23 protein-coding genes are annotated in these 25,006 nt (G+C 62.9%); 16 read left to right on the top strand and 7 right to left on the bottom strand.

What is annotated here, in order from left to right; all coding sequences use genetic code 11:
• Positions 1–12 precede the first annotated feature (12 nt).
• From JQK88_RS18475 to JQK88_RS18465, 3 genes are all read left to right on the top strand, one after another.
• A complete protein-coding gene (locus tag JQK88_RS18475; RefSeq protein ID WP_203279051.1) occupies positions 13–1,116 on the top strand; it encodes a mandelate racemase/muconate lactonizing enzyme family protein in 1,104 nt (367 codons plus the stop codon).
• Positions 1,117–1,458: 342 nt separating this feature from the next.
• Entirely contained in the window at positions 1,459–2,781 is a 1,323-nt protein-coding gene (locus tag JQK88_RS18470; protein ID WP_203279050.1) for an NAD(P)H-dependent oxidoreductase, read from the top strand.
• Between the two features lie 19 nt (positions 2,782–2,800).
• Entirely contained in the window at positions 2,801–4,288 is a 1,488-nt protein-coding gene (locus JQK88_RS18465; protein ID WP_203279049.1) for a xylulokinase, read from the top strand.
• A gap of 745 nt (positions 4,289–5,033) precedes the next feature.
• On the opposite strand, the gene JQK88_RS18460 is transcribed toward JQK88_RS18465, so the two are convergent.
• Complete coding sequence (locus JQK88_RS18460) at positions 5,034–5,996, bottom strand: sugar-binding transcriptional regulator (RefSeq protein ID WP_192256140.1); 963 nt, start codon at positions 5,994–5,996, stop codon at positions 5,034–5,036.
• 282 nt (positions 5,997–6,278) lie between these two features.
• On the opposite strand from JQK88_RS18460, the gene JQK88_RS18455 reads away from it, so the two are divergent.
• From JQK88_RS18455 to JQK88_RS18435, 5 genes are all read left to right on the top strand, one after another.
• The gene (locus JQK88_RS18455; protein WP_192256831.1) at positions 6,279–7,262 is read left to right on the top strand and encodes an ABC transporter permease; all 984 of its coding nucleotides are present in this window, start codon (positions 6,279–6,281) and stop codon (positions 7,260–7,262) included.
• A 112-nt stretch (positions 7,263–7,374) separates the two neighbouring features.
• The gene (locus tag JQK88_RS18450) at positions 7,375–8,313 is read left to right on the top strand and encodes a sugar ABC transporter substrate-binding protein (protein WP_203279048.1); all 939 of its coding nucleotides are present in this window, start codon (positions 7,375–7,377) and stop codon (positions 8,311–8,313) included.
• Positions 8,314–8,342: 29 nt separating this feature from the next.
• Complete coding sequence (locus tag JQK88_RS18445) at positions 8,343–9,851, top strand: sugar ABC transporter ATP-binding protein (RefSeq protein WP_203279047.1); 1,509 nt, start codon at positions 8,343–8,345, stop codon at positions 9,849–9,851.
• Between the two features lie 90 nt (positions 9,852–9,941).
• Positions 9,942–10,727: an SDR family oxidoreductase gene (locus tag JQK88_RS18440; protein WP_281401924.1), complete on the top strand. Its 786-nt coding sequence runs from the start codon at positions 9,942–9,944 to the stop codon at positions 10,725–10,727.
• Positions 10,728–10,737: 10 nt separating this feature from the next.
• Entirely contained in the window at positions 10,738–11,523 is a 786-nt protein-coding gene (locus tag JQK88_RS18435) for an SDR family oxidoreductase (RefSeq protein WP_312037301.1), read from the top strand.
• Between the two features lie 141 nt (positions 11,524–11,664).
• Here JQK88_RS18435 and JQK88_RS18430 read toward each other — a convergent pair whose 3' ends face one another.
• Entirely contained in the window at positions 11,665–11,847 is a 183-nt protein-coding gene (locus JQK88_RS18430) for a hypothetical protein (protein WP_192256130.1), read from the bottom strand.
• Between the two features lie 98 nt (positions 11,848–11,945).
• On the opposite strand from JQK88_RS18430, the gene JQK88_RS18425 reads away from it, so the two are divergent.
• From JQK88_RS18425 to JQK88_RS18415, 3 genes are all read left to right on the top strand, one after another.
• A complete protein-coding gene (locus JQK88_RS18425; protein ID WP_203279046.1) occupies positions 11,946–12,920 on the top strand; it encodes an ABC transporter substrate-binding protein in 975 nt (324 codons plus the stop codon).
• 72 nt (positions 12,921–12,992) lie between these two features.
• Positions 12,993–14,072, top strand: coding sequence for a quaternary amine ABC transporter ATP-binding protein (locus JQK88_RS18420; RefSeq protein ID WP_112565734.1), 1,080 nt, complete (start codon positions 12,993–12,995; stop codon positions 14,070–14,072).
• Positions 14,069–16,048, top strand: coding sequence for an ABC transporter permease (locus tag JQK88_RS18415; RefSeq protein ID WP_203279045.1), 1,980 nt, complete (start codon positions 14,069–14,071; stop codon positions 16,046–16,048). The genes JQK88_RS18420 and JQK88_RS18415 overlap by 4 nt, the downstream gene beginning before the upstream one ends.
• 17 nt (positions 16,049–16,065) lie before the next feature.
• On the opposite strand, the gene JQK88_RS18410 is transcribed toward JQK88_RS18415, so the two are convergent.
• Entirely contained in the window at positions 16,066–17,424 is a 1,359-nt protein-coding gene (locus JQK88_RS18410; RefSeq protein WP_192256125.1) for a trimethylamine monooxygenase, read from the bottom strand.
• 312 nt (positions 17,425–17,736) lie between these two features.
• Here JQK88_RS18410 and JQK88_RS18405 point away from each other — a divergent pair, with 312 nt between their 5' ends.
• Positions 17,737–18,456 carry a helix-turn-helix domain-containing protein gene (locus JQK88_RS18405; RefSeq protein WP_203279044.1) on the top strand — a complete coding sequence of 240 codons (720 nt, stop codon included), beginning with the start codon at positions 17,737–17,739 and terminating at the stop codon, positions 18,454–18,456.
• 149 nt (positions 18,457–18,605) lie between these two features.
• Here the strand turns inward: JQK88_RS18405 and JQK88_RS18400 are convergent, their stop codons facing one another.
• Genes JQK88_RS18400 through JQK88_RS18385 form a run of 4 tightly spaced genes read right to left on the bottom strand, consistent with a single transcriptional unit; the run spans position 18,606 to position 22,389 of the window.
• The gene (locus JQK88_RS18400) at positions 18,606–19,646 is read right to left on the bottom strand and encodes a heme-dependent oxidative N-demethylase family protein (RefSeq protein WP_203279043.1); all 1,041 of its coding nucleotides are present in this window, start codon (positions 19,644–19,646) and stop codon (positions 18,606–18,608) included.
• Between the two features lie 9 nt (positions 19,647–19,655).
• On the bottom strand, positions 19,656–20,621 hold the full coding sequence (locus JQK88_RS18395; RefSeq protein WP_203279042.1) for a PDR/VanB family oxidoreductase: 966 nt from the start codon (positions 20,619–20,621) through the stop codon (positions 19,656–19,658).
• Positions 20,618–21,214, bottom strand: a complete 597-nt coding sequence (locus tag JQK88_RS18390) for a dimethylamine monooxygenase subunit DmmA family protein (RefSeq protein ID WP_192256117.1) — start codon at positions 21,212–21,214, stop codon at positions 20,618–20,620. The genes JQK88_RS18395 and JQK88_RS18390 overlap by 4 nt, the downstream gene beginning before the upstream one ends.
• Before the next feature lie 41 nt (positions 21,215–21,255).
• The gene (locus JQK88_RS18385; protein WP_027041338.1) at positions 21,256–22,389 is read right to left on the bottom strand and encodes an aminomethyl transferase family protein; all 1,134 of its coding nucleotides are present in this window, start codon (positions 22,387–22,389) and stop codon (positions 21,256–21,258) included.
• A gap of 286 nt (positions 22,390–22,675) precedes the next feature.
• On the opposite strand from JQK88_RS18385, the gene JQK88_RS18380 reads away from it, so the two are divergent.
• From JQK88_RS18380 to JQK88_RS18365, 4 genes are read left to right on the top strand one after another with little or no spacing between them, the layout of a single operon-like run.
• Complete coding sequence (locus tag JQK88_RS18380) at positions 22,676–22,963, top strand: hypothetical protein (RefSeq protein ID WP_192256115.1); 288 nt, start codon at positions 22,676–22,678, stop codon at positions 22,961–22,963.
• 28 nt (positions 22,964–22,991) lie between these two features.
• Positions 22,992–23,369, top strand: coding sequence for a hypothetical protein (locus JQK88_RS18375; protein WP_023668545.1), 378 nt, complete (start codon positions 22,992–22,994; stop codon positions 23,367–23,369).
• A gap of 24 nt (positions 23,370–23,393) precedes the next feature.
• The gene (locus JQK88_RS18370) at positions 23,394–23,555 is read left to right on the top strand and encodes a hypothetical protein (RefSeq protein ID WP_112565760.1); all 162 of its coding nucleotides are present in this window, start codon (positions 23,394–23,396) and stop codon (positions 23,553–23,555) included.
• A 9-nt stretch (positions 23,556–23,564) separates the two neighbouring features.
• Complete coding sequence (locus JQK88_RS18365; RefSeq protein ID WP_192256113.1) at positions 23,565–24,968, top strand: APC family permease; 1,404 nt, start codon at positions 23,565–23,567, stop codon at positions 24,966–24,968.
• Positions 24,969–25,006 lie beyond the last annotated feature (38 nt).

The raw sequence follows: 25,006 nt of genomic DNA, 5'->3' as shown, positions 1-25,006 counted from the left end.
CGGACAGACAACGTGCAGATCAAAACCATCAAGGCTTATCGCGTCGTGCAGCCCTTCGTGGACGGGCCCTACCGCATGTCCAAGGGGCGCGTCGCCGACTGCTTCGACGCGGTGATCGTCGCCATCACCTCCGACAGCGGCGTGACCGGCTGGGGCGAGATGGCGCCGCTCGGCAATTTCTATTCGGCCGCCTTTCCGGCCGGCACGCGCGCCGGCGTGGTAGAAATCGCGCCGCACCTCATCGGCCAGGATCCACGCGGCCTCGCCGGCATCGGCCGGCTGATGGACACGGTGTTCAAGGGCCATCCCTACATCAAGTCGGCGCTCGACATGGCCTGCTGGGACCTGGCAGCCCGTGCCGCCGACGTACCGCTGGTGACGATGCTTGGCGGCCGCGAGAGCGACATGGCGGAGACCTACCGCGTCGTCACCCACGGCACGCTCGACCAGATGGCGGCATTGGCCAAGAGGATTATCGCCGAGGGTTGCCGCCGCCTGCAGGTCAAGGTCGGCGGTAACGTGCATGACGACATCGACCGGGTGACGGCCGTCGCTTCTGCCGTGCCGAAAGGCACGGTCATTTTCTGCGACGCCAATGCCGGCTGGACGCCCTACCAGGCACGGCAGTTCGCCGATGCCACGCGCGGCATCGACTACACATTCGAGCAGCCCTGCACGACGATCGAGGAGAACATGTCGGTGCGCCGCATGCTCGACAAGCCGATGGTGCTCGACGAGAGCGTCATTTCGCTCGAGGCTATGCTGGATATTTACCGCCTGGGCGCGGCCGACGGGCTGACGCTGAAGATCTCGCGGCTGGGCGGCGTGACCAGGACCCGGCAGATCCGCGACGGCGCCGTCGATCTGGGCTTCATGATCACCGTCGAGGATACGGGCGGCGCCGAGATCGATACCGCGGCGATGGCACATCTGTCGCTGTCGACGCCGGAAGAACGCCGGCTGCACGCCATTGCCTTCCACGAATGGGTGACGGTGCGCACAGCAAAAAACGCCCCGCCGGTCACCGGCAGTCATATGGGCATTCCCGACGGACCCGGCCTCGGCATCGATGTCGACCCGAGCCTGCTTGGCAAACCATTCTTCGAGATCGGCTGAGATGAAGATCAAACGCGTCAAGGCAAGGCAGATCAACTACCGGCTGGAAGCCCTTTACGTCTGGGCGATCGGCTAACTCGACGGGTTCTCGCCGACCCCTCGTCGAGGTCAAGACTGAGGGGCACTTCTCGCCGGCGGTGCGAAATAACCGCCGTAGCGATCCTTCGCGCCCCCTTATTCCCGCCAGCATCAAAGGTTCTCACCACCACGAACCCTTCGTGGGAGATTTTGAGTCCCTGCAGCCATTACCCCATTTGCCGGTTGAAATATTTTTCAAATGGAAATAGGAATGTTCAAAATGATGATTTGACGCTGCGGCGCGTCATGACTGGAGAAAGCGATATGGCCCATCCGCAATTTGCAGCGGAACTTCTGCAGCGCGCTGAAGCCCAAGGGCCAATCACCATCGGTCTCGCCGGCGCCGGTCAGATGGGCACCGACATCGTCGTCCAGGTGGCGTTGATGCCGGGCATGCGGATCGGTGCCATTTCCGAGGTTCGGCCACAGGCGGCGATCGATGCCGCCCTGCTTGCCGGCCATGACCGCTCCGACATCGTCCAGGCGGCCAATGCGTCCGCCATCGACCGCGCCATCGAGGCCGGCAAGATCGCTGTCACCGAGGATTTGCACGCGCTGGCCGCGGCCGGCCGTATCGACGTCATCATCGACGCCACCGGCAATCCCAACATCGGCACGCTGTTTGCCCTCGAAGTGATGAAGAACGGCAAGCACATCGTCATGCTCAATGTCGAAGCCGACATCACCATCGGCCGCTTCCTGAAGGAAGAGGCGCGCAAGGCCGGCGTCGTCTACACCGGTGCTGCCGGCGACGAACCTGCCTGCACGTTGGAGATCATCGGCTTTGCCCGCAGCCTCGGCTTCAACATCATCGCCGCCGGCAAGGGCAAGAACAACCCGCTGAAGTTCGACGCCATGCCGGCCGACTACGCCAAGGAAGCAGCCGAGCGCAACATGAATGCGCGCATGCTGGTCGAGTTCGTCGACGGCTCCAAGACGGCGATCGAGATGGTGGCGATCGCCAACGCCACGGGGCTGGTGCCCGACGTGCCGGGCATGCACGGCCCGACGGCAACGCTGGAGGAACTGGCCAGCGTGCTTTGCCCGCGCGAAGATGGCGGCGTGCTGCACCGCAAGGGCGTGGTCGACTATTCCATCGGCAAGGGCGTAGCGCCCGGCGTGTTCTGCGTCATCGAAACCCGGCATCCGCGCGTCATGGAGCGGATGATCGACCTCAAGGTCGGCAAAGGCCCCTATTTCACGATCTTCCGGCCCTATCATTTGACCAGCCTGGAAGTGCCGCTGTCGGCGGCGCGCGCCGTGGTCTACAAGCGCGCGGATATGGAACCGCTCGACCATCCGGTTGCCGAAGCGGTGGCGGTGGCCAAGAGCGATCTCGGCACGGGCCAATCGCTTGGCATGATCGGCGAGACCGACTATCGCGGCTTCGCCATGACCTGGGAGGACGCGCGCGCCAAGGGGGCGCTGCCGCTCGGGCTTGCCGAACGCGCCAAGGTGGTCAAGCCGATCAGAAAAGGCGACTTCCTCACCTATGAAAATTGTGTACCCGACGATTCGATGGTGATAACGCAGATCCGCCGTCGTCTCGACCAGTCGGACGGACGGTTCGTGACCAACGCTGCCTGAACCTTCGGGAATAGCTGTGATGGACGATGTCGTTATCGGGATCGATGCCTCGACGACGGCGGTGAAGGCGATTGCTTTCGCGCGCGACGGCACGGAGCTTTTCCAGGCGCGCGAAACCTATCCGCTTTCAAATCCGAAGCCCGGCCATTTCGAACAGGATGCCGAACATTGGTGGGCAGCCCTCATCAGTGCGCTGCAGCAGGTCACCGACAAGATAGGAGCGGCGCGCATAGCAGCGATCGCCATCGCTCATCAACGCGAGAGCTTCACCCTGATCGATCATGCCGGCAAGCCGCTCATTCCGGCGATCCTGTGGCTTGACGAGCGCGCGCGGCCGCAGGTCGCTCGACTGTCGGCCGAGCTCGGCCGCGAAGCGATCCGCGACTGGAGCGGCAAGCCGCCGGATCCCACACCGGCGCTCTATGCCATCGCCTGGCTGGCGGAGCACCAGCCGCAGGTGCTCTACAGCGCCGCCGCGCTCGTCGACGTTCACGGCTTCTTCGTCCATCGGCTGACCGGCCATCTCGTCACCAGCACGGCAAGCGCCGATCCGCTCGGCCTGCTCGACGTCGCGACAGGAGAATGGCGCCCTGAACTCACCGCGGCCGCGGGACTCAGACCCGAGCAGTTGCCGGCGCTGATTGGCCCCGGTGAAATTTGCGGCGGACTCGCCGAAAGCATTGCGCAGCTGACTGGCTTGAAGGCCGGTACGCCAATCGTCGCCGGCGCCGGCGACGGCCAGGCTATGGGCCTCGGCATGGGTGTCTATGGCGCCGGCAAGAGCTATCTCTCGCTCGGCTCCGGCGTCGTCAGCGGCTGCTATTCCGGCGCGGTCACCACATCGGACGCGTTTCGCACGCTGGTCTCGCCGACCGGCTCCGGCTTCATGCTGGAGACCGTGCTGCGCTCGGGCATGCAACTGGTCGACTGGATCGTGCGCACCACAGGCGCTTCTTCCGCGGCAGAACTGGAGAAGCTTGCGGTCGATGTCGCGGCCGGCAGTGACGGGCTGCTGGTCATGCCCTATTGGGCCGGCGTGATGAGCCCCTATTGGGATGGCGCGGCGCGAGGCGCTGTCGTCGGCCTGTCGCTCAACCATGAGCCCAGGCATCTCTTCCGCGCGACGTTGGAAGGCATCGCTTTCGAGCAAGCCATTGCCAGCGAGGCGATGGAAGGCGAGAGCGGCGGCAAGCCTACGGAGATGATTGCCGCCGGCGGCGGCACCAATTCGGGGCTGCTGATGCAAATCATGGCCAGCGTGCTCGAGCGGCCGCTTCTCGTGTCGCCGGTCAACGAGGCGGCCGCACTTGGCGCGGCCATGCTGGCGGCTTCGGCGATCGGCTGGTTTGCCTCACCGGAAGACGCGGCCAAGGCGATGGCGGCGGCGCCCGCCAGACGTGTCGATCCGGACATGGCGCTGTTACCGGCTTACCGGGCGCGCAGGGCGATCTATCGCGACCTTTATCACGCGACGCGCGATATTCATGCGCGGCTTGGCGCGATTTGAGGTCGACCTGTCGCTTCCGGGTCGACCTGTCGCTTCCGGGCTGAAGCTACCGGATTTGCGTCTTGTCTGGCCAGTACTAAGCTCAGCGGGCTCATGAAAGCAGCGTTCCACCTTGCGGCCCTGCCCTTGATCGTCGCTGTTGCGACAGCTCCAACGGCGGCGCGCGCAAGACGAACCGTCTCTTGAGGTCTCCGTCGACCTGGACAATGACGGCCGTACGGACCGGGCCGTCATCGCGCAAGATACCAACAGCGGGCAAGCGGATCTCTCGATCTATCTTGCCGCCGGTGACGGCAGGCTCGACCCTTCGCGCAAGCCGAGTTTCGTCAAGAAGGCGCTGACGGAGGACCGGATTCTTGCGCTCGAAGGAAAGGCAAGGGATCGCTTGTCATCACCTCCTGCTTCGGCTGCGGCGCCAGCAAATCTACGGAAGAGACGCTGACCGTCGTTTATCGCCGCGGCAAGTTCCTGGTCGGCGGCTACAGCCGAAGCTGGGACTCGGGCGAGCAGAAAGCCGACGGGACCGTCGAGACCACGCTGGGCGGCTGCGACATCAACTATCTCACCGGCAAGGCCACCGTCTCCAAGGACCTGGAGGCCGGCCGGCCGATCAAGGGCAAGTTCAAACCGGTGCCCTTGAAGGACTGGTCCTACGAGAAGCGCCCCAAGGCTTGCGAATTCTGAAAAGACTTTTTTCTCAGGTTCCTGACGGAAAATCGCTGCCACTGTTCCGGGGCATCGAGGATCAGCGATTGAGCAGGCCCTTGGCGGCGTCCTCGTCGGTGATCAGCACCGCGATCTTGGTGTTGGCCAGCGCGGCGCGCATGATGGCCACCTTTTCCTGCCCCCCCGAGACCAGGATGATGTTCGGGATGTCCGACAGTTCCTGCAGCGGATAGGCGCAGACGCGGCGGTTGACCTCGTGGTCGACCGGGCGGCCCTCGGCGTCGATGAAGTGACAGAGGATGTCACCGACAGCACCCGCCGCCTGCAATTCCTCGAGCTCGCTCGGCTTGATGAAACCGTAATTGGCGATCGGGCTGTCGTTGGAGAACGAGCCGACGCTGAGCACGGCAATGTTGGCCCGACGCGCGCGGAAGACGACGTCCTGGACGCTGCGCTGGCTCATGAAGGCATCGCGCTGCTCGGGCTTGTCGGCATAGACCGGCACCGGCAGCAGGAAACATTCCGCGCCGATCTTTTCGGCGAATTCCCAGGCGCTTTCGGTCGGGTTGAGCGGCTGTGCATGGGTGAGGCCGCCGAGCATCGAGACGACGGTGGTTCTGGCAATCGGTCGCCTCGGCAACTCGTTGATGGCGAATTTCAGCGTGCGGCCCCAGCCCAGAGCAATGACGTCGCCGGCATTGACGTTGTCGGCGAGATAGGCGGCGGCGGCGTGGCCGATCATCAGCGGCGCGTTGCTGCGGTCGGCGGCCGACGGCACCACGACGGCCTGGCTGAGCCCGAAGCGCTGCTTCAGACTTTCCTCAAGCTGCACGCATTCGACGACACTGTCGCGAATGCGGAACTGGACAATGCCCTCCTCGCGGGCGGCGGAGAGAATGCGGTGCACCTTGATGCGGCCGACGCCGAGGATCTCGGATATCCGCTCCTGCGTCAGGCCTTCGACATAGTAATGCCAGGCGGCACGGGCCTTCAGCTCGGCATCGGGGAAGCGCGGGGCCTTCTCGTTTTCGACGGTTGCCATCTTTTTGCCCTCCCACGGCAGATTCGGAATCTTTTCCGCAGAGTGCCGCCCCTGGCCTTCCCTAGGACAAACCCCCAGGTGGCGCAAACCGTCTGCATGGCGCGACGGCACTTGACAATTTTCTAACGAAAAGCTTAGCTGAACAAAATTGCATATCAAAGATAAATTGTTCACAGGGAGGTGCCTGGTGAACAAGAGCGGACGGCAGGCCATCGCCGTTTCGCTGACGGAGGAGACAAAGTGGCCGTGAGCAATGATGCAAGCGAGTCGAAGGCTGGCGAGTTGAAAGCCGCGCCCGGCGCTCAAGGCGCGACGGGTACAAAGCTTTCGGCGCTGTTCGCCGGAACCATGGGACCGTTGATCGGACTCGCGCTGCTTTGCCTGGCGTTGACGCTGACCACCGACACATTCCTCACCGTTCGCAACATCCTCAACGTGCTCGACCAGATCACCGTGCTTGGCATCATGGCGATCGGCATGACGCTGGTCATCCTGATCGGCGGCATCGATCTCTCGGTCGGCTCGGTGCTGGCGCTTGCCGCCATGGTGATGGGCTTCGTCGCCCACCCCGACTATCTCAATCTCGGCCTTGCGGCCGGCGTCATCGCCGGACTGGTCGTCGCCGGCCTTTGCGGACTGGTGTCCGGCCTGCTGGTGACCGTCACCCGGCTGCCGCCCTTCATCGCCACGCTGGCGATGATGTCGGTGGCGCGCGGTCTTGCCAACATGATCACCGACGGCTCGCAGATCGTCGGCTTCCCCGACTGGTTCACCAACTTGTCGATCATCCGCCATTTCGGCTTCCTGTCGGTCACCGTCGGGTTGATGATGGTGCTGGCGATCATCTTCGCCATCTTCCTCAACTACCGCGCCACCGGCCGCAGCCTTTACGCCATCGGCGGCAGCGCCGAGGTGGCGCGGCTCTCCGGCATTCCGGTGAAGTCGCTGACCAACTGGGTCTACGCGATCTGCGGCGTGCTCGCCGGGCTTGCCGGCATCGTGCTGGCGGCGCGGCTCGATTCGGTGCAGCCGAGCTCCGGCCTCGGCTATGAGCTCGACACCATCGCCGCCGTAGTGATCGGTGGCGCCAGCCTGTCGGGCGGCGTCGGCTCGATCGGCGGCACCGCGGTCGGCGTGCTCATCATCGGCGTGCTGCGCAACGGGCTCAATTTGCTCGGTGTCTCGCCCTTCATCCAGCAGGTGGTGATCGGCGTGGTGATCGCGCTGGCGGTCGCGACCGACACCTGGCGTCGGCGAGCTCAATGAGGAATTCGCCCGGAGCGTCCGGGCGATAGACGGATCGGTCGATCCGAAACTGGGATGTTCCAAGGGGCGCGATGCGCTGGCGGGACAGTTTGACTATCAACGGAGGAAACACATGCTGACCAAACGTTCACTGCTGCTTGCCGCGGCCGCAATCATTCCGCTGCTCGGCCTGACTGACATGGCCTCGGCCAAAGAGGCCAAGAAACTCGGCCTCGCTGTCGCCAATTTGCAGGCCGACTTCTTCAACCAGATCAAGCAGTCGGTCGAAGCCTACGGCAAGGAGAAGGGCATCGAGATCGTCACCGTCGACGCCAAGGGCGATTCGGCAACGCAGGTCAGCCAGGTGCAGGATTTGATCACGCAGAACATCGATGCGCTGATCTACATTCCGGCCGGCGCCACCGCCGCCACCGTGCCGACCAAGACCGCCAAGGCCGCCGGCATCCCGGTGATCAATGTCGACCGCAACGCCGACGGCGCGCCGGGCGACACCTTCATCGCCACCAACAGCGTCGCCTCGGCGCAGGCCGTGTGCGACTACATCGCCAAGCAGGCCGACGGCAAAGGCGAGCTGATCATCATCCACGGCCAGAAGGGCACGACGCCGGAAGTCGACCGCTCGAAGGGCTGCGGCGAAGCGCTCAAGGCCTATCCCAACATCAAGGTGGTCGGCGAATTGTGGAGCGAAGGCTGGCACCAGGACGAAGGTTTCAAGCTGACGCAGGACCTTTTGCAGTCGCATCCCGATGTCTCCATCGTCATCGGCCAGGCCGATGCGCTGGCGCTGGGCGCGGCACAGGCGGTCAAGGTCGCCAATCCCGGCCACAAGGTCTGGGTTGCCGGCTTCGACGGTGACGTGGCGGCGCTGAAGGCGCTGAAGGACGGCGTGTTCGACGTCACCGCGACGCAGCAGACGCAAGGCATGGGCAGGCTCGCCGTCGACGCGGCGATCAAGCTGGTGGCTGGCGAAAGCATTCCGGCCGAGCAGTTGCAGGATGCGACGCTGACCACGAAGGACAATGTCGAGCAGTTCATCGCCAAGCACCCCTAACAGCTCGCACCGGTCAAGAGAGCGCCACGATGTCCACTGCCCCTCGCCACAGCGAAAGCCCGCATAACGGGCTCTTCGTCAACGGCCTCTGCAAGAGCTACGGACCGGTCCAGGTCTTGGCCGATGCGAGCTTCGAGGTGCGGCCGGGCGAGGTCGTGGCGCTGCTCGGCGAAAACGGAGCCGGCAAGTCGACGGTGTCCAATATCATCGCCGGCTCGATCAGACCCGATGCCGGCACCATCATCTGGCGGGGGAAACCCTACTCCCCCGCCTCGCCTGCCGCGGCAATCGATGCCGGCGTCGGCATGATCCATCAGGAACTGAAGCTGCTGCCGGATCTGTCGGTGGCGGAAAACGTCTATGTCGGGCGCCTGCCGATGCGCGGCGGCCGCATCGACCGCGCTGAGATGAACGCCAAGGCGTCGGCGCAGTTGAAGCGCCTTGGCCTGGACGTCTCGCCCGAGCGCAAGGTGCGCACGCTGCGCATCGCCGCCCAGCAGCAGGTCGAGATCGCCAAGGCGCTGACGCTGAACGCCGAACTGCTGATCTTCGACGAGCCGACGGCAGCGCTTGGCGGTGAGGAAACGGAGCTTTTGTTCCAGCAGATCCGCAAGCTCAAGGCCGAAGGCATGTCATTCATCTACATCAGCCACCGTCTCGATGAGATCGCGCAGATTGCCGACCGCGTGGTGGTGATGCGCGACGGACGCATCGTCGCCCGCCACGAACGCTCCGACATTCCCGTGCGCACCGTGGTCGAGCAGATGGTCGGCCGCTCGGTCGAGCGGATGTTTCCGCATCTGTCGCCGCCGCGGGAGGAAACACTGCTCGAGGTCGAGAACCTGTCTTCGCCGGAGAGAAGTTTCAACAATGTCTCCTTCACGGTCAAAGCCGGTGAGATTCTCGGCATCGCCGGGCTGATTGGCGCCGGCCGCACGGAACTGGTGCGGGCCATCGCCGGCGCCGATCCGATCTCGTCGGGCTCGGTGCGGGTTGCCGGCAAACCGGTGCATCTCAGCGGGCCGGCGGCGGCGATCAAGGCCGGCGTCGTGCTGGTGCCGGAAGACCGCAAGGCGCAGGGCGTAGTGCTCGACCAGACGATCGGCGAGAATCTGGCGTTCGGCAATTTCGACCATGTCGCGCCGAAGGGCTGGGTGTTTCCGAAGGCGGTGCAGAAATTTGCCGAGGCAGGCATCGCCAGGCTCGGCGTCAAAGGCAAGCCTGGCCAGGCGGTCAGCAAGCTTTCCGGCGGCAACCAGCAGAAGGTGATCATCGCCAAATGGGTGTCGCGGCCGCCAAAAGTGTTCATTCTCGATGAGCCGACGCGCGGCATCGATGTCGGCGCGCGTGCGGCAATCTACGACGTCATTGCCGATCTCGCCCGCTCGGGCATGGCGGTGGTGGTGGTGAGTTCCGACCTCGAGGAAGTGCTGGGACTGTCGCACCGCGTGCTGGTGCTGAGCCGCGGCCGCCAGCGCGGCATTCTCGACCGCAGCGACGCCAGCAATGTCGCGGTGATGGAACTCGCCACGAGCTAGAATAACGCGCAGCAGGTGATATCCTCCCAAGGATCGACCGCGCGGGGCGCCAGCAAGGACTGGCGCCCCTTCATTTCAGACGGCCGGTGGTTGGAGCAGAGGGACCGACGAATGAAACTATTCGATCTTCACGGAGACGTCGCACTGGTGACAGGGGCCGGCAGCGGCATCGGGCAAGCGATCGCAATCGGTCTGGCTGAAGCAGGCGCCGATGTCGTCTGTTTCGGTCACACATCCAAGGGCGGGCTCGACGAGACGGCACACAAGATTTCAGCACTTGGCCGCAAGGCGCTGGTGCTGACCGGCACTGTGACGTCGGAGGAAGACCTGGCGTCGGCGGTCGCGCGCACGGAGAGAGAACTCGGCGCGCTGACCATTGCCGTCAACAATGCCGGCATCGCCGGAGCCGAACCGGCCGAAACGCTGCCGCTGGAAAAATGGCAGAAGATCTACGACGTCAATGTCAGCGGCGTGTTCCTGTCCTGCCAGGCGGAGGCGCGCGCCATGCTGGCCCGGCGCAAGGGCTCGATCATCAACATCGCCTCGATGTCCGGCTCGATCGTCAATCGCGGGCTCACCCAGGCGCATTACAATTCGTCGAAGGCGGCCGTCATCCACATGTCGAAAAGCCTCGCCATGGAGTGGGCCGATCGCGGCCTGCGCGTCAATGTGGTGAGCCCAGGCTACACGCTGACGCCGATGAACAAGCGGCCGGAGGTCGCCGAACAGATCAAGATATTCAAGCGCGATACGCCGATGGGGCGTATGGCGACCCCGGAAGAGATGGTCGGCCCGACCGTGTTCCTGGCCAGTCGCGCCGCGAGTTTCGTCACCGGCATCGACCTGATCGTCGATGGCGGTTTTGTCTGCTGGTAGGAGAACAAAAGTGCCGAAGCGTTTTGAAGGCAAGACGGCTGTCATCACCGGGGCCAGCGGCGGCATCGGCGCGGCAATGGCGAAGCGCTTCGCCGCGGAAGGTGCTGCGGTCGTGGTCAGCGCCATCGATGCCCGCGTCGAAGAGGTCGCCGCCAGCCTTAAAGCAGCGGGCGCCAAGGTCGCATCGATGCGCATGGACGTGACCAAGAAGGATGAGGTCACCGCTCTTTACGACCTCGCCGAGAAGGAGTTCGGCCGCGTCGACATTTCGGTGCAGAATGCCGGCATCATCACCATCGCCCGAATCGAGGCGATGACCGAGGCCGAGTGGGACAAGGTGATGGCAGTCAACACCAAGGGCGTGTTCCTGTGCTGCCAGGAAGCGATCGCCCGGATCCGCAAGCATGGCGATGGCGGCCGGCTGATCAACACGGCATCAGGCCAAGCACGGCAAGGCTTCATCTACACGCCGCATTACGCGGCGTCGAAGTTCGGCGTCGTCGGCATCACCCAGAGCCTGGCCAAGGAAGTGGCCAAGGAAAAGATTACCGTCAACGCGATCTGCCCCGGCATCATCGACACCGACATGTGGGCCTATAACGACGCCGCATGGGGCAAGCTTATGGGCGATTACAAGCCCGGAGAGTTGATGGCCGAGTGGGTGAAGAATATCCCGATGGGCCGCGCCGGCAGCGGCGAGGATGTCTCCGGCCTGGTCAGCTTCCTCGCCAGCAACGACGCCACCTACATCACCGGCCAGACGATCAATGTCGATGGCGGCCTGATCATGTCGTGAAGTCAGCTCTGGCGGTTGGCAATCGACCAGTCTGAAATTCCGCAGTGCACGAGCCGTCAGCCGTTGCGCCGCATGAACGTTGGTATATATAATTTCATCCCATGAAACGGCCTTGGTGGGGATGGGGCTCGCCGGCCGAGATCATGGGACCTTGATGGCTCTGAAGTCACAGAGCGCCGCCGGAGCGGCGATCGATTCGTTGACGATTGCTCGCGCAGCAATCCATGCGATGCCATGACGCGGGCCTATCCAGCACCATACCACCACCAGATTGAGCACCATCTCGCCTGCGCCGGTTGCGGCCATGGAGATGGTATGGCGCAAACGAGCTTGCGTAACGACCCGCCTTTCCAACACAATCAAGAAAAGACGCAAGAAGGGAACGACTAAGAACTTCCACATGGTTTGACAGGAGAACAAGCATGTCATTTCGCAGTGTGATTTCGAGACTATCAATGGGAACCTTCGCACTTGCCTCGGCAAGTGTACTGACACCGGCGGCGCAAGCGGCCGCGCCTGAATCCAACGACCCGATCAAGATCGCGCTGTTCGACTGGACCAGCGTCAACCTCAACGCCAAGATCCTTGGCGGCATTTTGGAAAAACTCGGCTACACCGTCGAATATCCGACCGCCGACTACCTCTCCAGCCTGACTACCGGCCTCACCAATGGCGACATTGATGTCGGCCTGGAATTCTGGGACACGACGGCCGGCGAAGCGATGAAGGCCTCCGACGCCACCGGCCAGACCGAGCGGCTCGGCAAGCTCGGACCGAAGGCCAAGGAAGAATGGTGGTTTCCCGAATACATGAAGGAGAAATGCCCGGGCCTGCCGAATTGGGAAGCGCTGAAGGACCCGAAATGCGCCGAGGCCTTTTCGACAGCGGAGACCGCACCGAAGGGGCGCTATCTCGGCGGCCCGGTGACCTGGGAAGGCTTTGACGACGAGCGCGTCGAGGCGCTGAAGCTGCCCTTCACCGTCATCCATGCCGGCACCGACGCGGCGATGTTCGCCGAACTGGACTCGGCCTATCAGCGCAAGGCGCCGATCATGCTGTGGATCTATTCGCCGCACTGGGCGCCGGCCAAGTACAAGGGCGAATGGGTGCAATTCCCCGAATACACGCCGGAGTGCTACACCGATCCGAAATGGGGCACGAACCCCGACGCCAAATATGATTGCGGCAAGCCGCATGGCGAGATCTGGAAATACTCCTGGTCGGGCATGGAGGACAAATGGCCGGTCGCCTACAAAGTGGCCAAGGCCTACACGGTCGACACCGACGAGCTCAACAAGATGAGCGGCGAGATCGACCTCGGCGGCAAGACGCCTGAAGAAGTCGCCGCCGCCTGGATCGCCGCCCATGAGGCCGACTGGAAAGCCTGGGCGCAGTGATCGTTCCGACTGGAAGCCAGACCCGGCCGTAGCGGCCGGGTCTATTTCCCTATTTTCCAGAAGGACCATTGGATGACGGAAGCGACTGAACCGCAGGCAGTTGGCACGCCAAAGGATGCGCGGCCGATAAAGCTTGCCTGCCGCAATGTCTGGAAGCTGTTCGGATCGAACGCCGCGAACTTCATTCGCGAGCGCGACGGCAAGGCCAGCATGGCCGATGTCACTGCCGCCGGACTGGTCGGCGCGGTCCGCGCCGTCGATCTCGAAATACGCCAGGGCGAGATCTTCATCATCATGGGGCTGTCGGGCTCCGGCAAGTCGACGCTGGTGCGCTGCATGTCGCGGCTGGTCGAGCCGACCCACGGCAAGGTCGAGTTCGAAGGCAACGATCTGCTCAAGATTTCCGATGCCGCGCTGATCGAACTGCGGCGCCATCGCATGGGCATGGTGTTCCAGAATTTCGCGCTGCTGCCGCATCTCAATGTGCTGGAGAACATCGCTTTCCCCTTGAGTATTCAGGGCCAGGATCGGCCGACGCGGGAAGCGCGGGCGCGCGAGGTTATCGAACTGGTCGGCCTGCGTGGCCGCGAGCATTTTTATCCGCGCGAGCTTTCCGGCGGCCAGCAGCAGCGCGTCGGCATTGCCCGCAGTCTCGCGACCAAGCCGGAGATCTGGTTTCTCGACGAACCGTTCTCGGCGCTCGACCCGCTGATCCGCCGCGAGATGCAGGATGAGCTGATGCGGCTGCAAACCATGCTGCACAAGACCATCGTCTTCATCACCCATGATTTCGACGAGGCGATCAGGCTCGCCGACCGCATAGCCATCATGAAGGATGGCGAGGTCATCCAGATCGGCACGCCGGAGCAATTGGTGGTCAATCCGGCGACCGACTATGTCGCCGAATTCACCCGCGACGTCGACCGCGCCAAGGTGATTTCCGCCCGCAGCCTGATGCGTGCCCTGGATGGCGCCGAACATGGCGGGACGGTTTCGCCGGATGCCAAGATCGCCAGCTTCTCGGCCAGCATCGTTGCATCGGGCAAACCGTTCGCCGTGGTCAACGGCACCGGCAAGCCAATCGGCGAAGTGACGCCGCAAGCGGTGATCGGGCTGCTGGCCGGTCTGGACAAACCGAGAGCCGGCGCATGACGGTAACGGCAAGCGCCAGCGAAACGAGGCCGCCGGTTCAGCGCTGGCTGCTGGTCTGGGCGCTCGCGCTTGCCGCCGTGCTGGTGGTGTTCCTGCTGCAGGACCAACTGCCCTGGGCGGTCAATTATCCGGCCGAGGCGGTTGTCCCGGTCGCCGACTGGGTCAGCGCGCTGATGCGCTGGATCAAGTCGAACTTGTCGTGGCTGACCCGCTCGATCACCGCGGTGCTCGGCGTTCCCCTCGATTTCGCGCTCAATCTGCTCGCCAAGAGCTTCAAGATCGGCCACGGCGCCGACGCCTATGTGCTGCCGCGACTGTCCTGGGTCGGCGTCTGTGCTGTCGCCTTCATCGCCGGCCATGCCGTCGGCGGCCGCAAGCTCGGCATTCTGGTCGGCGGCTGTTTCCTCTACATTGCGTTGTTCGGCCAGTGGACGAGCGCCATGCTGACGCTGGCGCTGATTTCCATCGCGGTGCCGTTCTGCATCGTCACCGGCCTGTTTGCCGGCATCTGGGCGTGGCGCAAGCCGTGGGCCGAGAGGCTGATCGTCTCCCCTGCCCTTGATCTGATGCAGACCATCCCGACCTTTGCATACCTCATCCCGATGCTGCTCCTGTTCGGCAATAGCCCGGTGTCGGCGATGATCGCCACCGCCATTTTTGCCACCCCGCCGATGGTGCGGGCGACGATGCTGGGTCTGTCGCGCGTGCCGTCCGAGATCGATGATTTCAGTGAGATGGCCGGTTGCACGGCGCGGCAGAAATTGTGGCGGGTGCTGCTGCCCTCGGCGCGGCCGACGCTGATGGTCGGCGTCAACCAGGTGATCATGCTGGCGCTGAACATGGTGATCATCGCCTCGATGATCGGCGCCGGCGGCCTCGGCTACGACGTGCTGCTCGCGCTGCGCGCGCTGAAGGTCGGCGAAGCGATGGAAGCCGGCCTTGCCATCGTGGCTTTGGCTATCGCGCTCGACCGGCTGAGCCAGGCCATCGCCCACAAGCAGGCGAAAGGCCAGACGCATCAGGCGGTGAGCCCGGTCTTCTGGCGGCGCTATCCCCATCTGACGCTGGCGCTCGCCATCCTTGCCGCCACCACGCTGCTCAGTCTCTATGTGCCTGCCTTCGCGGCGGTGCCGAAGGCGATCACCTTCACCACCGCGCCTTTGTGGAAGGCGGCGGTGAACTGGATAACGATCAACTTCTTCGACGTGATCGAGGCGTTTCGCGTGGCGCTGATCCTCAATGTGCTCAACCCGCTGCGCGCCTTCTGCGAAGGCTTTCCGTGGCTGGGTGCGGTGTTCCTGCTCGGCCTCGCCGGCTATCAGCTCGGCGGCCTGCGTCTGGCGGCTCTCGTCGCTGCGCTGACCGCTTTCTGCGCCATCACCGGTCTCTGGGAAAAGACCATGGCGACGGTCTATCTCTGCGGCATCTCGGCCTTCATCGCCTGCCTGATCGGGATTCCGATTGGCCTGATGGCCGCGCGCAGCGACCGTTTCGAAAAGATCGTCACGCCCATCATCGACACGCTGCAGGTGCTGCCGTCCTTCTGCTTCATCATTCCGGTGGTGATGCTGTTCCGGGTCGGCGACGTCACCGCCATGATCGCCACAATCGCCTTCGCCGTGGTGCCGGCGATCCGCTACACCAATCACGGCATCAGGCAAGTGCCGCCTGCGCTGATCGAAGCGGCGAAGGTTTCGGGCTGCACGCCGCGCCAGACCTTCTTTCGCGTGCAGCTGCCGCTGGCGCTGCCGGAGATCATGCTGGGCGTCAACCAGACCATCCTGATGGCGCTGGCGATGATCATCATCTGCGCCATGGTCGGCACGCGCGATCTCGGCCAGGAGGTGTTCATCGCGCTGTCCAAGGCCGATTCTGGCCGTGGCATTGTCGCCGGTCTCGCCATCGCCTTCATCGGCATCGTCGCCGACCGGCTGTTCAACGCCTGGACGGCGAAGGCGCGGGCGAGGCTGGGATAGGCAGGGCGATACCGCCTCTACTCGGCCGCCACCCCTTTGACCTCGAGATAGCTCTCCATGGAATCGTCCAGCGCCTGCAGCCAGGGCGTATGATGCAGCGGCGCCATGGTGCCGGTCATCAGCGAGCGGTAGGCGTGGTCGCGGAAGCTCATAATGTCTTCGGCCTTGTGGTGCTCCCACTCCATGAAGGTCTGGTTGACAGCCTCGACGTCGAAGCCGGGATAGTCGGTCTGGTCCATCAATTCCTTAGTGTAGTCGCCCTGGAACCAGATCATCTGTTCGGCGTCTTCGAGCGTCTCCTCACGGGCGCGCCATTTTGCGCTGTGCTCGGCCATCGCCTGCGACGACGGCAGCTTGATGCGGCCCATGATGACGTCGCGGGCGAACCACGCCTGGGCGTCGAACATGTTGAAAGTGTAGAACTGGTCCTGCATGCCGATATAGGACAGTTTCGGGTTCTTCTCCCAGACGACGCCCTCATAGAGGTCGAGCGGCCACATGCGATTGGCGGTCTTGAGCTTGAGATCGTCGGTGAGGAAGGGGAAGGAATGCAGATAGCCGGTGCACAGGATGATGGCGTCGACGTCCTTGGTGGTGCCGTCCTTGAAGTGCGCGGTCTTGCCGACGACCTTCTGCAACAGCGGCACCTCTTTCCAGTTCTCCGGCCATTTGAAGCCCATCGGCTTGGAGCGGTAGCTGGAGGTGATCGATTTGGCGCCGTATTTGTAGCATTGCGAGCCGATGTCCTCGGCCGAATACGAACGGCCGATGATCAGGATATCCTTGCCCTTGAACTCCATCGCGTCGCGGAAATCATGGCTGTGCAGGATGCGGCCGTTGAAGGTCGAAAAGCCTTCGAAATAGGGAACGTTGGGGACGGAGAAATGCCCGGAGGCGACGACGACATTGTCGAATTCTTCGGAGTAGGTGACGTCGTTGGTGCGATCATGCGCGGTGACGGTGAATTTCTTCGTCACGTCCGAGAAGGTCACCATGCGCACCGGGCTATTGAAACGCACCCATTTGCGCAGGCCCGATTTCTCGACGCGGCCCTTGATGTAGTCCCACAAAACGGCGCGCGGCGGGTAGGAGCCGATCGGCCGGCCGAAATGCTCCTCGAATGTGTAGTCGGCGAATTCCAGACATTCCTTCGGTCCGTTCGACCAGAGGTAGCGGTACATCGAGCCGTGGACAGGATCGCCGTGTTCGTCGAGGCCGGTGCGCCAGGTGTAGTTCCACAGGCCGCCCCAGTCGGACTGCTTTTCGAAGCAGACGATTTCAGGAATGGTGGCGCCCTTGTCTTCGGCCGACTTGAAGGCCCTGAGCTGGGCCAGGCCGGAGGGCCCGGCTCCAATGACGGCAACGCGAGTGTTCATGGCAGGCCTCCCGGTCTCATTTCAACTTTTGACGCAATTCCTGCGGGAAAACCGTTTCACGCTTTCCCAGGATTGCTCTTACGAAACAAATTTCACTCACAGTGACAGTAATTGCCCCTTCGATGCTGTCAACAGGGCTTGTGGCGAAACCGCGTTTCGTCCCAGCGGATTTTCGGCAAAAACCGATGGCAGCGCAAATCCGGACCCGACACCATTCGACTTAAGGGCTTGCTGTCGCGGTTGCGTTTCTGTATCGGCAGCGAATATGTTCACCTTGAGTGAAATAAATCTGCGATTCCTGGGAGCGGCGACATGGCGAAGACAGCATCCGATCTCAAGCCCGGCGCCGATCCGGCCAAGGCAAAGCCGCTGGCGAAAGTCTCGGTGGACGGGAAGACCATCCGCACGCCGCTGACACAGAATCCGCATGCCGTCCGCGACACACGCGAAAAGGTGCTGGAGGTGGCGATCGGCCGCGAGGTGCGCGCCTTCCGCAAGAAGCTCGGCATCACTGTCGCCGATCTCGCCGTTGCCACCGACATTTCGCTGGGCATGCTGTCGAAGATCGAAAACGGCATCACCTCGCCGTCGCTGACGACGCTGCAGGCGCTGTCCAGAGCGCTTGGCGTTCCCGTCACCGCCTTCTTCCGCCGCTTCGAGGAAGAGCGCAGCGCCGTCTTCGTCAAAGCCGGCGAAGGCCTCGATGTCGAGCGCCGCGGCACGCGCGCCGGCCACCAGTACAATCTCTTGGGGCATATCGGCTCCAACACCAGCGGCGTCGTCGTCGAGCCCTATCTGATCACGCTGACCGAGGATTCGGACGTGTTCCCGACCTTCCAGCATGAAGGCATGGAGTTCCTCTACATGCTGGAGGGTGAAGTGGTTTACCGCCACGGCAGCAACCTCTATCCGATGAAGCCGGGCGACAGCCTGTTCTTCGACGCCGACGCGCCGCATGGACCGGAGCAGCTGACAAAGCTGCCGATGCGGTACCTGTCGATTATTTGTTATCCGCAGAATAGTGCGGGGTAGCGAAGCCCCCCTCACCCGGATTGCCAACCGAATTGCAAGAGCAATTCGGGGCAATCCGACCTCTCCCCGAGGGGAGAGGAGGCGGCGCTGGCGATCTCTTCTCCCCTCGGGGAGAAGGTGGCCGCGAAGCGGCCGGATGAGGGGGTCTTTTAGTCCGGCCCAAACCCCGGGCTCGTCGCGCTGCCATCATCCAGCTTCGACAGCCATTCCACCAGCGTCGGCCTGTACCGCGTCAGGCCCTTGTAGGTGGCGAGCTCTTCCGGCAGGTCGCGGAGGACGCGGTGCAGGCGCCGCGCCCATTTCGGCTGCGTCACCAGCTCGTCCATCTTGATGAGGTAGCAGCGGATCGGGAAGACGATGCCGTTGGAGCGCGGCAGGCGCCAGAAGCTCTGCAATTCGACGCGCAGATGCACCTTGTCGCCGACATTTTCGGGCGTCACCGTGGTGCGGTCCGGTCCCCATTTGTGATAGTTTTCCGGGCTGGTGTCGAGGCGCGGATTGATGGTCATCGTCCAGTTCAGCCGCCGCGCCGGCTTGCCCTGCTGGATGTTGGTGAGGAATTTCAGCGCCCTGACGAAAATCCCCTTCTCATGCGCCAGCGGCACCGGCGCATGCCATTCGAAGAAGTTCATGCCGATGTCGAAATCGAGCGACCAGTCGGCCTGGGTGGTGACCATGCCGGCGTCCATCCACAGATTGCCGTCGCGCTGGTCGAGGATGCAGAAATCGCCCTGGCTCTGGCGGGTGATGTACTCCATCGGCCCGTAGGGCAGCGTCGAGGTGTCGCCGAAGGTGAAGGTGTCGTCGATGCCGAGCGGCCGGTTGATCCAGCGCCAGCGGTCGCCGTCGCGGGTCAGCGTGAAATGCTCGGGATAGCCGAGCGCCTGCTGCTCCATCAGGAGTTCGAGCAGGTCCCAGCCGGCCAGCGTCATATGCGGCAGCGACTGACAGCGCAGCGGGTCCTCGGCCAGCACCAAAGCGCGGTCCTGCATCTCGGCGACATAGTGCTCGTCGACGTCGATCAGGTTTTCCAGCACGCTGCCCTTGGGACCGACGACATGCGGCTCAATGTTGACCGCATACATGTAGCTGTCTTCGTGGAACGGAAACGGAAACCGCCTGATGTGCTCCGGGCTGTTCTTGAAGGTGAAATCGTCGCGAAACGTTTCCTTGCGAAAGGTGATGCCCATGATTTCCTCCTACCGCTCCAAGACCAGCGACTTGCCTTCGAAGCGCGACACGCACGGCATGATCTTGCAGCCGGAGCGATGGTCTTCCTCGCCCAGCCAGTGGTCGTTGTGGATGAACTTGCCGTCATACGAGATGACATTGGTCTCGCACTGGCCGCAGACGCCGCCGCGGCAGAGATAGGGCGGATCGACGCCGGCCGCCTCGATCGCTTCGAGCAGGCTCTGCTGCTCGCCGACGCGGATAGTCTTGCCGCTGACGGCAAGTGTGACGTCGAACGGCAGGCCGGGCTGCGGTGCCGCGAAATGCTCGTAGTGCACGGTCTCCGGCGGCCAGCCCAGTTCTGCCGCGCGGGCTCGTACCCAGTTGATCATGCCGGCCGGGCCGCAGACATAGAGATGCGTTCCAAGCGGCTGGGAGGTCAGCAGCCGGTCGAGCTCGATGCGCTCCTCGCGGTCGTCGTGGTAGAGCCGAATGCGGCGGCCATAGCGCTCCTGCAGCACATCGGCATAGGTGCCGAGCGACGCGGTACGGCATGTATAGTGTAACTCGAAATTGCCGCCCGAGCCCGCGAGCTGCGCGGTCTGCGCCATGAACGGCGTGATGCCGATGCCGCCCGCAAGCATCAGGTGCTTCTTTGCCCGGAGGTCAAGCGAGAACAGATTGACCGGATAGCTGATCACCATCTCCAGGCCGGCGTGGACCCTGCTGTGCATGAACAGCGAGCCGCCACGGCCGGCATCGACGCGGCGCACGCTGATCGTGTATTCGCGCGTGTCGAGCGGCGAGCCCATCAGCGAATAGGGATTGAGCCTGGTGCGGTCGCCGTCGCGCATCTCGACCACGACATGGGCGCCGCCCGAAAAGGTCGGCAACAGCTCGCCGTCACGGCGGCGGAAATGGAAGCGGGTGACCAGATCGTTGACCGGGACGACATCGCTGACCACGACATCGAGCTTGGTGGTGCCGGTGCTCATGGGAAAGCCTCCTCCATCGGAGGAATTTCTGAGCGATCCTCGGCGTTGATGCAGACGCCTTGGAAGGCGGCGAGGCGCCTTGAATAGTGGTCGCGCACCAGAAGCAGCAGGCCGCAATGCGAACAGGTCGCCGGCTGCGTCGTCACGTTTTCGGTGATGCCCTTGCAGTGCACGCACTGCATGCGCCGCGCCAGCGAGCCGCGATGCTCGGTCTGCATGGAGGTGTGGTCAATGCCGGCTTCGAGCGCCACCTGCATGGCCTGGCCGATCAGTCCTTCAGTGCCAGCGAGATAGAGGCGCAGGCCCATATGAGCGTTGGCCAGCGTCTGCTTCAGCCTCGGCAAGAGGCTGGCGAAGGACGGCGCGACGTGAAATTGCGCGGGCTTCAATGCCTCAAGAACGGCAACGTGCTTGCCGTCGGGACCAGGAATGAAGACGATCTCGGCCCCATCGAAGAAACCAAGCGGGGCCGTCTTTGCCATATCAACGATCGCCAGCGCGCCTTCCGCATCCGCCAGAAAAAGATGATGCTTGCCGGGCTGCGGAGACAGGGTTCCGTAAATGGGCCGGCTGATGATCGTCTTGGCTGCCATTCTCTCTTTGTGCCCTAAATCCCCTCGCTGTCGATAATGCCTCAGCCCTTGGCGGTGCGCTTGGTTTTCTTCGGATCGTCGAAGGGCAGCGGCTGCGCCGTCGCCTTGATCGAACCGCTCTTGTTGCGGATTTCGAGCTTGGTGTCCTTGACCGCGCAATCGACGTCGAGGCGAGCGATGCCCATCGATTTCTTGACCAGCGGCGAATACATGGCGCAGGTCACCACGCCGACCTTCTTTCCGTCGCGATAGACCGGCGCGCCCTCGTCGGCCGGCTCCTTGCCGTCGAGCAGAACGCCATAGATCTTGAAGCGTTCCTTGCCTTTCAGCCGATAGTGCTCCTCGGCGCCGCGGAAACCGGTTTTCCCCGGGCTGACGGTGAAGTCGAGGCCAAGTTCCCATAGCGTGTCGCCGGGGCCTTCGTTCTCGAAGGGGTATTTCTGCGAATTGTCGTAGGGATAGAACAAGAGGTAGCTTTCAACGCGCAGCATATCGAGCGTGGTGAAGCGGCAGGGAATGATGCCGGCGCTCTTGCCCTCGTCGAGAATCCTGTCCCAGATCGTGCCGGCATCCTGGCCGCGGCAGAAGATTTCGTAGCCGCGCTCGCCGGTATAGCCGGTGCGCGAGATCATCACCGGAAAGCCGAACAGCTGCGTCTGCATGTGATGGAAGTAGTTGAGATCGCGGATGCCCGGCACGTGCTTGGCGAGGTAATCGACCGCCGTCGGCCCCTGCAGCGACAGATCGTGCAGATTGTCGTCGAAGCGCAGCGAGACGTCGCGGCCGACGGAAGCGCGCTGCAATTCCTCATGGCCGGTGCCCGAGCCGTGCACCACCATCCAGGCGTTCGGGCCGGTGCGGTAGAGGATGCAGTCGTCGGTGAATTTTCCGGCCTCGTTCAGCATGCAGGCATAGGCCGACTTGCCGGGATAGATCTTTTCGACATCGCGCGTGGTGGCGAGATCGATGAGGTGCGAGGCATGCGGCCCGGTGATGTGGACCTTCTTCAGGCCCGACACATCCATCAGCCCGGCTTTGGTGCGGATGGCGGTGTATTCCTCGTCGGCATCCTTGTCGTAGGTCCAGGCGGTACCCATGCCGCTCCAGTCTTCGAGCTTCGAGCCGAGCGCGCGATGGCGATCCGCCAGGGTCGAAAATCTCCAGGATGCCGTCATCCGCTAATCCTCCGTTCGAAAATTCAATTGTGTTCCCTGCCCCCTGCGCTGCGGCGGGAGCTTTGAGCGAATATTGATCGCAAACGTTCGGGCGCTGCAATACCCGTAAGCAAATAATTTCATTGTCAGGCAAAATTTGCCACACCAAATGACCGGTTAACCAAACGTAAATTCGTCTTGACAATTCCGCAAATCGGATTGAATTTATGAAAAAAATTTCACTCTCTTGAAAGAGGGCAACGATCGGCCAATTCGGAAGCCGGCGTTGGAATAAAGGGGAAAACCGATGTCAGACCTGCAGCAGCGCATCGAAGCGCTGTACCGTTCCGACGTGCGCGGATCCGCGCTCCTGATCGTCTGCCTGTGGGCGACGATCCTCTTCGTGCTCATCATGACATGGCCCTACATCCCCGACAGCGGGATCAAGATCGTCGTCGCCGTCGCGGCGGCCGCCGTGCTGATCTTCAACACGGCCGCCATTCTGGCGATGATCAATCACTACAAGGAAGACAAGGACTTCATCTACGGTCTCGACATCAAGAACGCCGACGCGGCCCGCAACCGCAAGTCCTGAAAATAGAACGTCCTGAGGGGTAGAAGACATGTCGCGCTACACGCCGCCGGAACAAGGCAAGGCCGGGCAGATTTTCGATATCGTCGTCGTCGTGGTCGCTATTTTCGTGGCGCTGTGGCTGCCGCTGAAACTGGGCCTCGCCGGTGCTGCAAAATCCATCGACGCGCTCGACGCCAAGACCTGGGAGGCGCTCGGACAGAACCCGACCATGGCCTCGATCTGGGAAAAGCTCGGCTATACGCCCGAGACCGCGCACGACATCATCCAGAACCGCTTCCACTACATCATCGACTGGCCGACGCTGATCATCATGGCGGCGGTGCTGATCGGCTATTTCGTCTTCCTGTTCCGCGCCTCCGACCGCGAATACCGCGACGTCATCAACGAAAAATTCGACGACAAGTAACGCCAGAGATTTTGGGGACGCACCATGTGGATGGCTCTGTCTTATGCATGCTGGGGTATCTCGGTCGTGCTTGCGCTGTGGATGCTCTACGACTGGTTCAAGATCGACACGACCTACTCCGAGGAGGTGCTGACCTCCTCGCGCGAAGGCGAGCTTGAAGCCGTTTCCGAAAAGCACCGGGTCTAGGGGAAAACAATGGCGGTCGCGGCTGAAACGATAATTACGGCAATCCACGGCGACAGGGTTTCGCTGCTCAGGGTGCTCGGCCCGGCCCATGTCTGGGCGCTCGGCGTCGGCATCGTGCTGGTCGGCGAATTCACCGGCTGGAATTTCTCGGCCGACAAGGGCGGCGCGCTGGCAGCACTCATCGTCTGCTGGGTGGTCGGGCTGCTCTACACCTCGGTCGCCATGATCGATTCCGAAGTGACATCGACGGTGGCTGCCGCCGGCGGCCAGTACGCGCAGGCCAAGCACATTGTCGGTCCGCTGATGGCCTTCAACGTCGCGCTGTTCCTGGTCTTTGCCTACACCATGCTGGAGGTCTCGGATGCCATCCTGCTCGGCGACACCATCGTCGCCAAGGCCGGCGTCGAGGGGCTTACTCACAATTCCTTCATCGCCGCCACCATCGTCGTATTGGCGTGGCTGAACTATCGCGGCGTGCTGATGACGCTCAACGTCAATTTCGTCATCACCGCCATCGCCTATGTCTCGATCGTCATCCTGTTCTTCTCGGTCAGCCCGTGGACGCAAGGCGCGGTGCTGAAGCTCAACGAGCTGGTCACACCCGGCAATGCGCTGCCTTACGGCTGGATCGGCGTCATCGCCGCCTTCCAGTTCGGCATCTGGTACTATCTCGGCATCGAAGGCACCACGCAGGCAGCCGAGGAAGTCCGCTCGCCGGCGCGCTCCCTGCCCTACGGTACCATGGCCGGCATGATCACGCTTCTGATCGCCGCCGCCATGACTTGGTATGTCTGCGCCTCGCTGATGCCCTGGGAATATCTCGGCATCACCTATTATCCGCTTTGGGATGCCGGCAAGCTGACGGGGAGTGCGCTGCTCGAAAACCTGCTGTTCATCGCCACGCTGCTGGCGGCACTCGCCTCGGCCAATGGCTGCATCAACGACGCGGCCCGCGCCTGGTTCTCGCTCGGACGCGACCGCTATCTGCCGACCTGGTTCTCCGCCGTGCATCCGAAATACCGCACGCCTTACCGCTCGATCCTGTTCCTGCTGCCGATCGCGCTCGCCTTTGCCTTCATCGCCGACCTCAACCAGGCGATCACCTTCTCGATCCTGTCGGGCGTGCTGCAATACACCTTCATGAGCATCAACATCATGATGTTCCGGAAGAAGTGGCCTCTGGGCACCATCCGCCGCGGCTACACGCATCCCTTCCATCCGCTGCCGGCGATCGTTTTGTTTTGCCTGTGCGTGGTGACCTTCTTTGCGATCTTCCTCGGCTTCGGTTCGCAGTTGATCGCGATGACCATCTTCTATTTCCTGATCTCGCTGTGGTTCCATTTCTACCGCTACCGCTATGTGCGCCGCGGCGACCAGTTCACCATGCCGTGGCCGAAGCCACAGGGTTATTGACAGGAGAGGGCCTGCCGGTTTGGGCAGGCATTGCGTGA

The organism is Mesorhizobium caraganae (assembly GCF_016836705.1).
In the GTDB taxonomy this organism is placed as follows: domain Bacteria; phylum Pseudomonadota; class Alphaproteobacteria; order Rhizobiales; family Rhizobiaceae; genus Mesorhizobium; species Mesorhizobium caraganae.
This window is presented reverse-complemented; position numbering and strand designations above follow the sequence as displayed.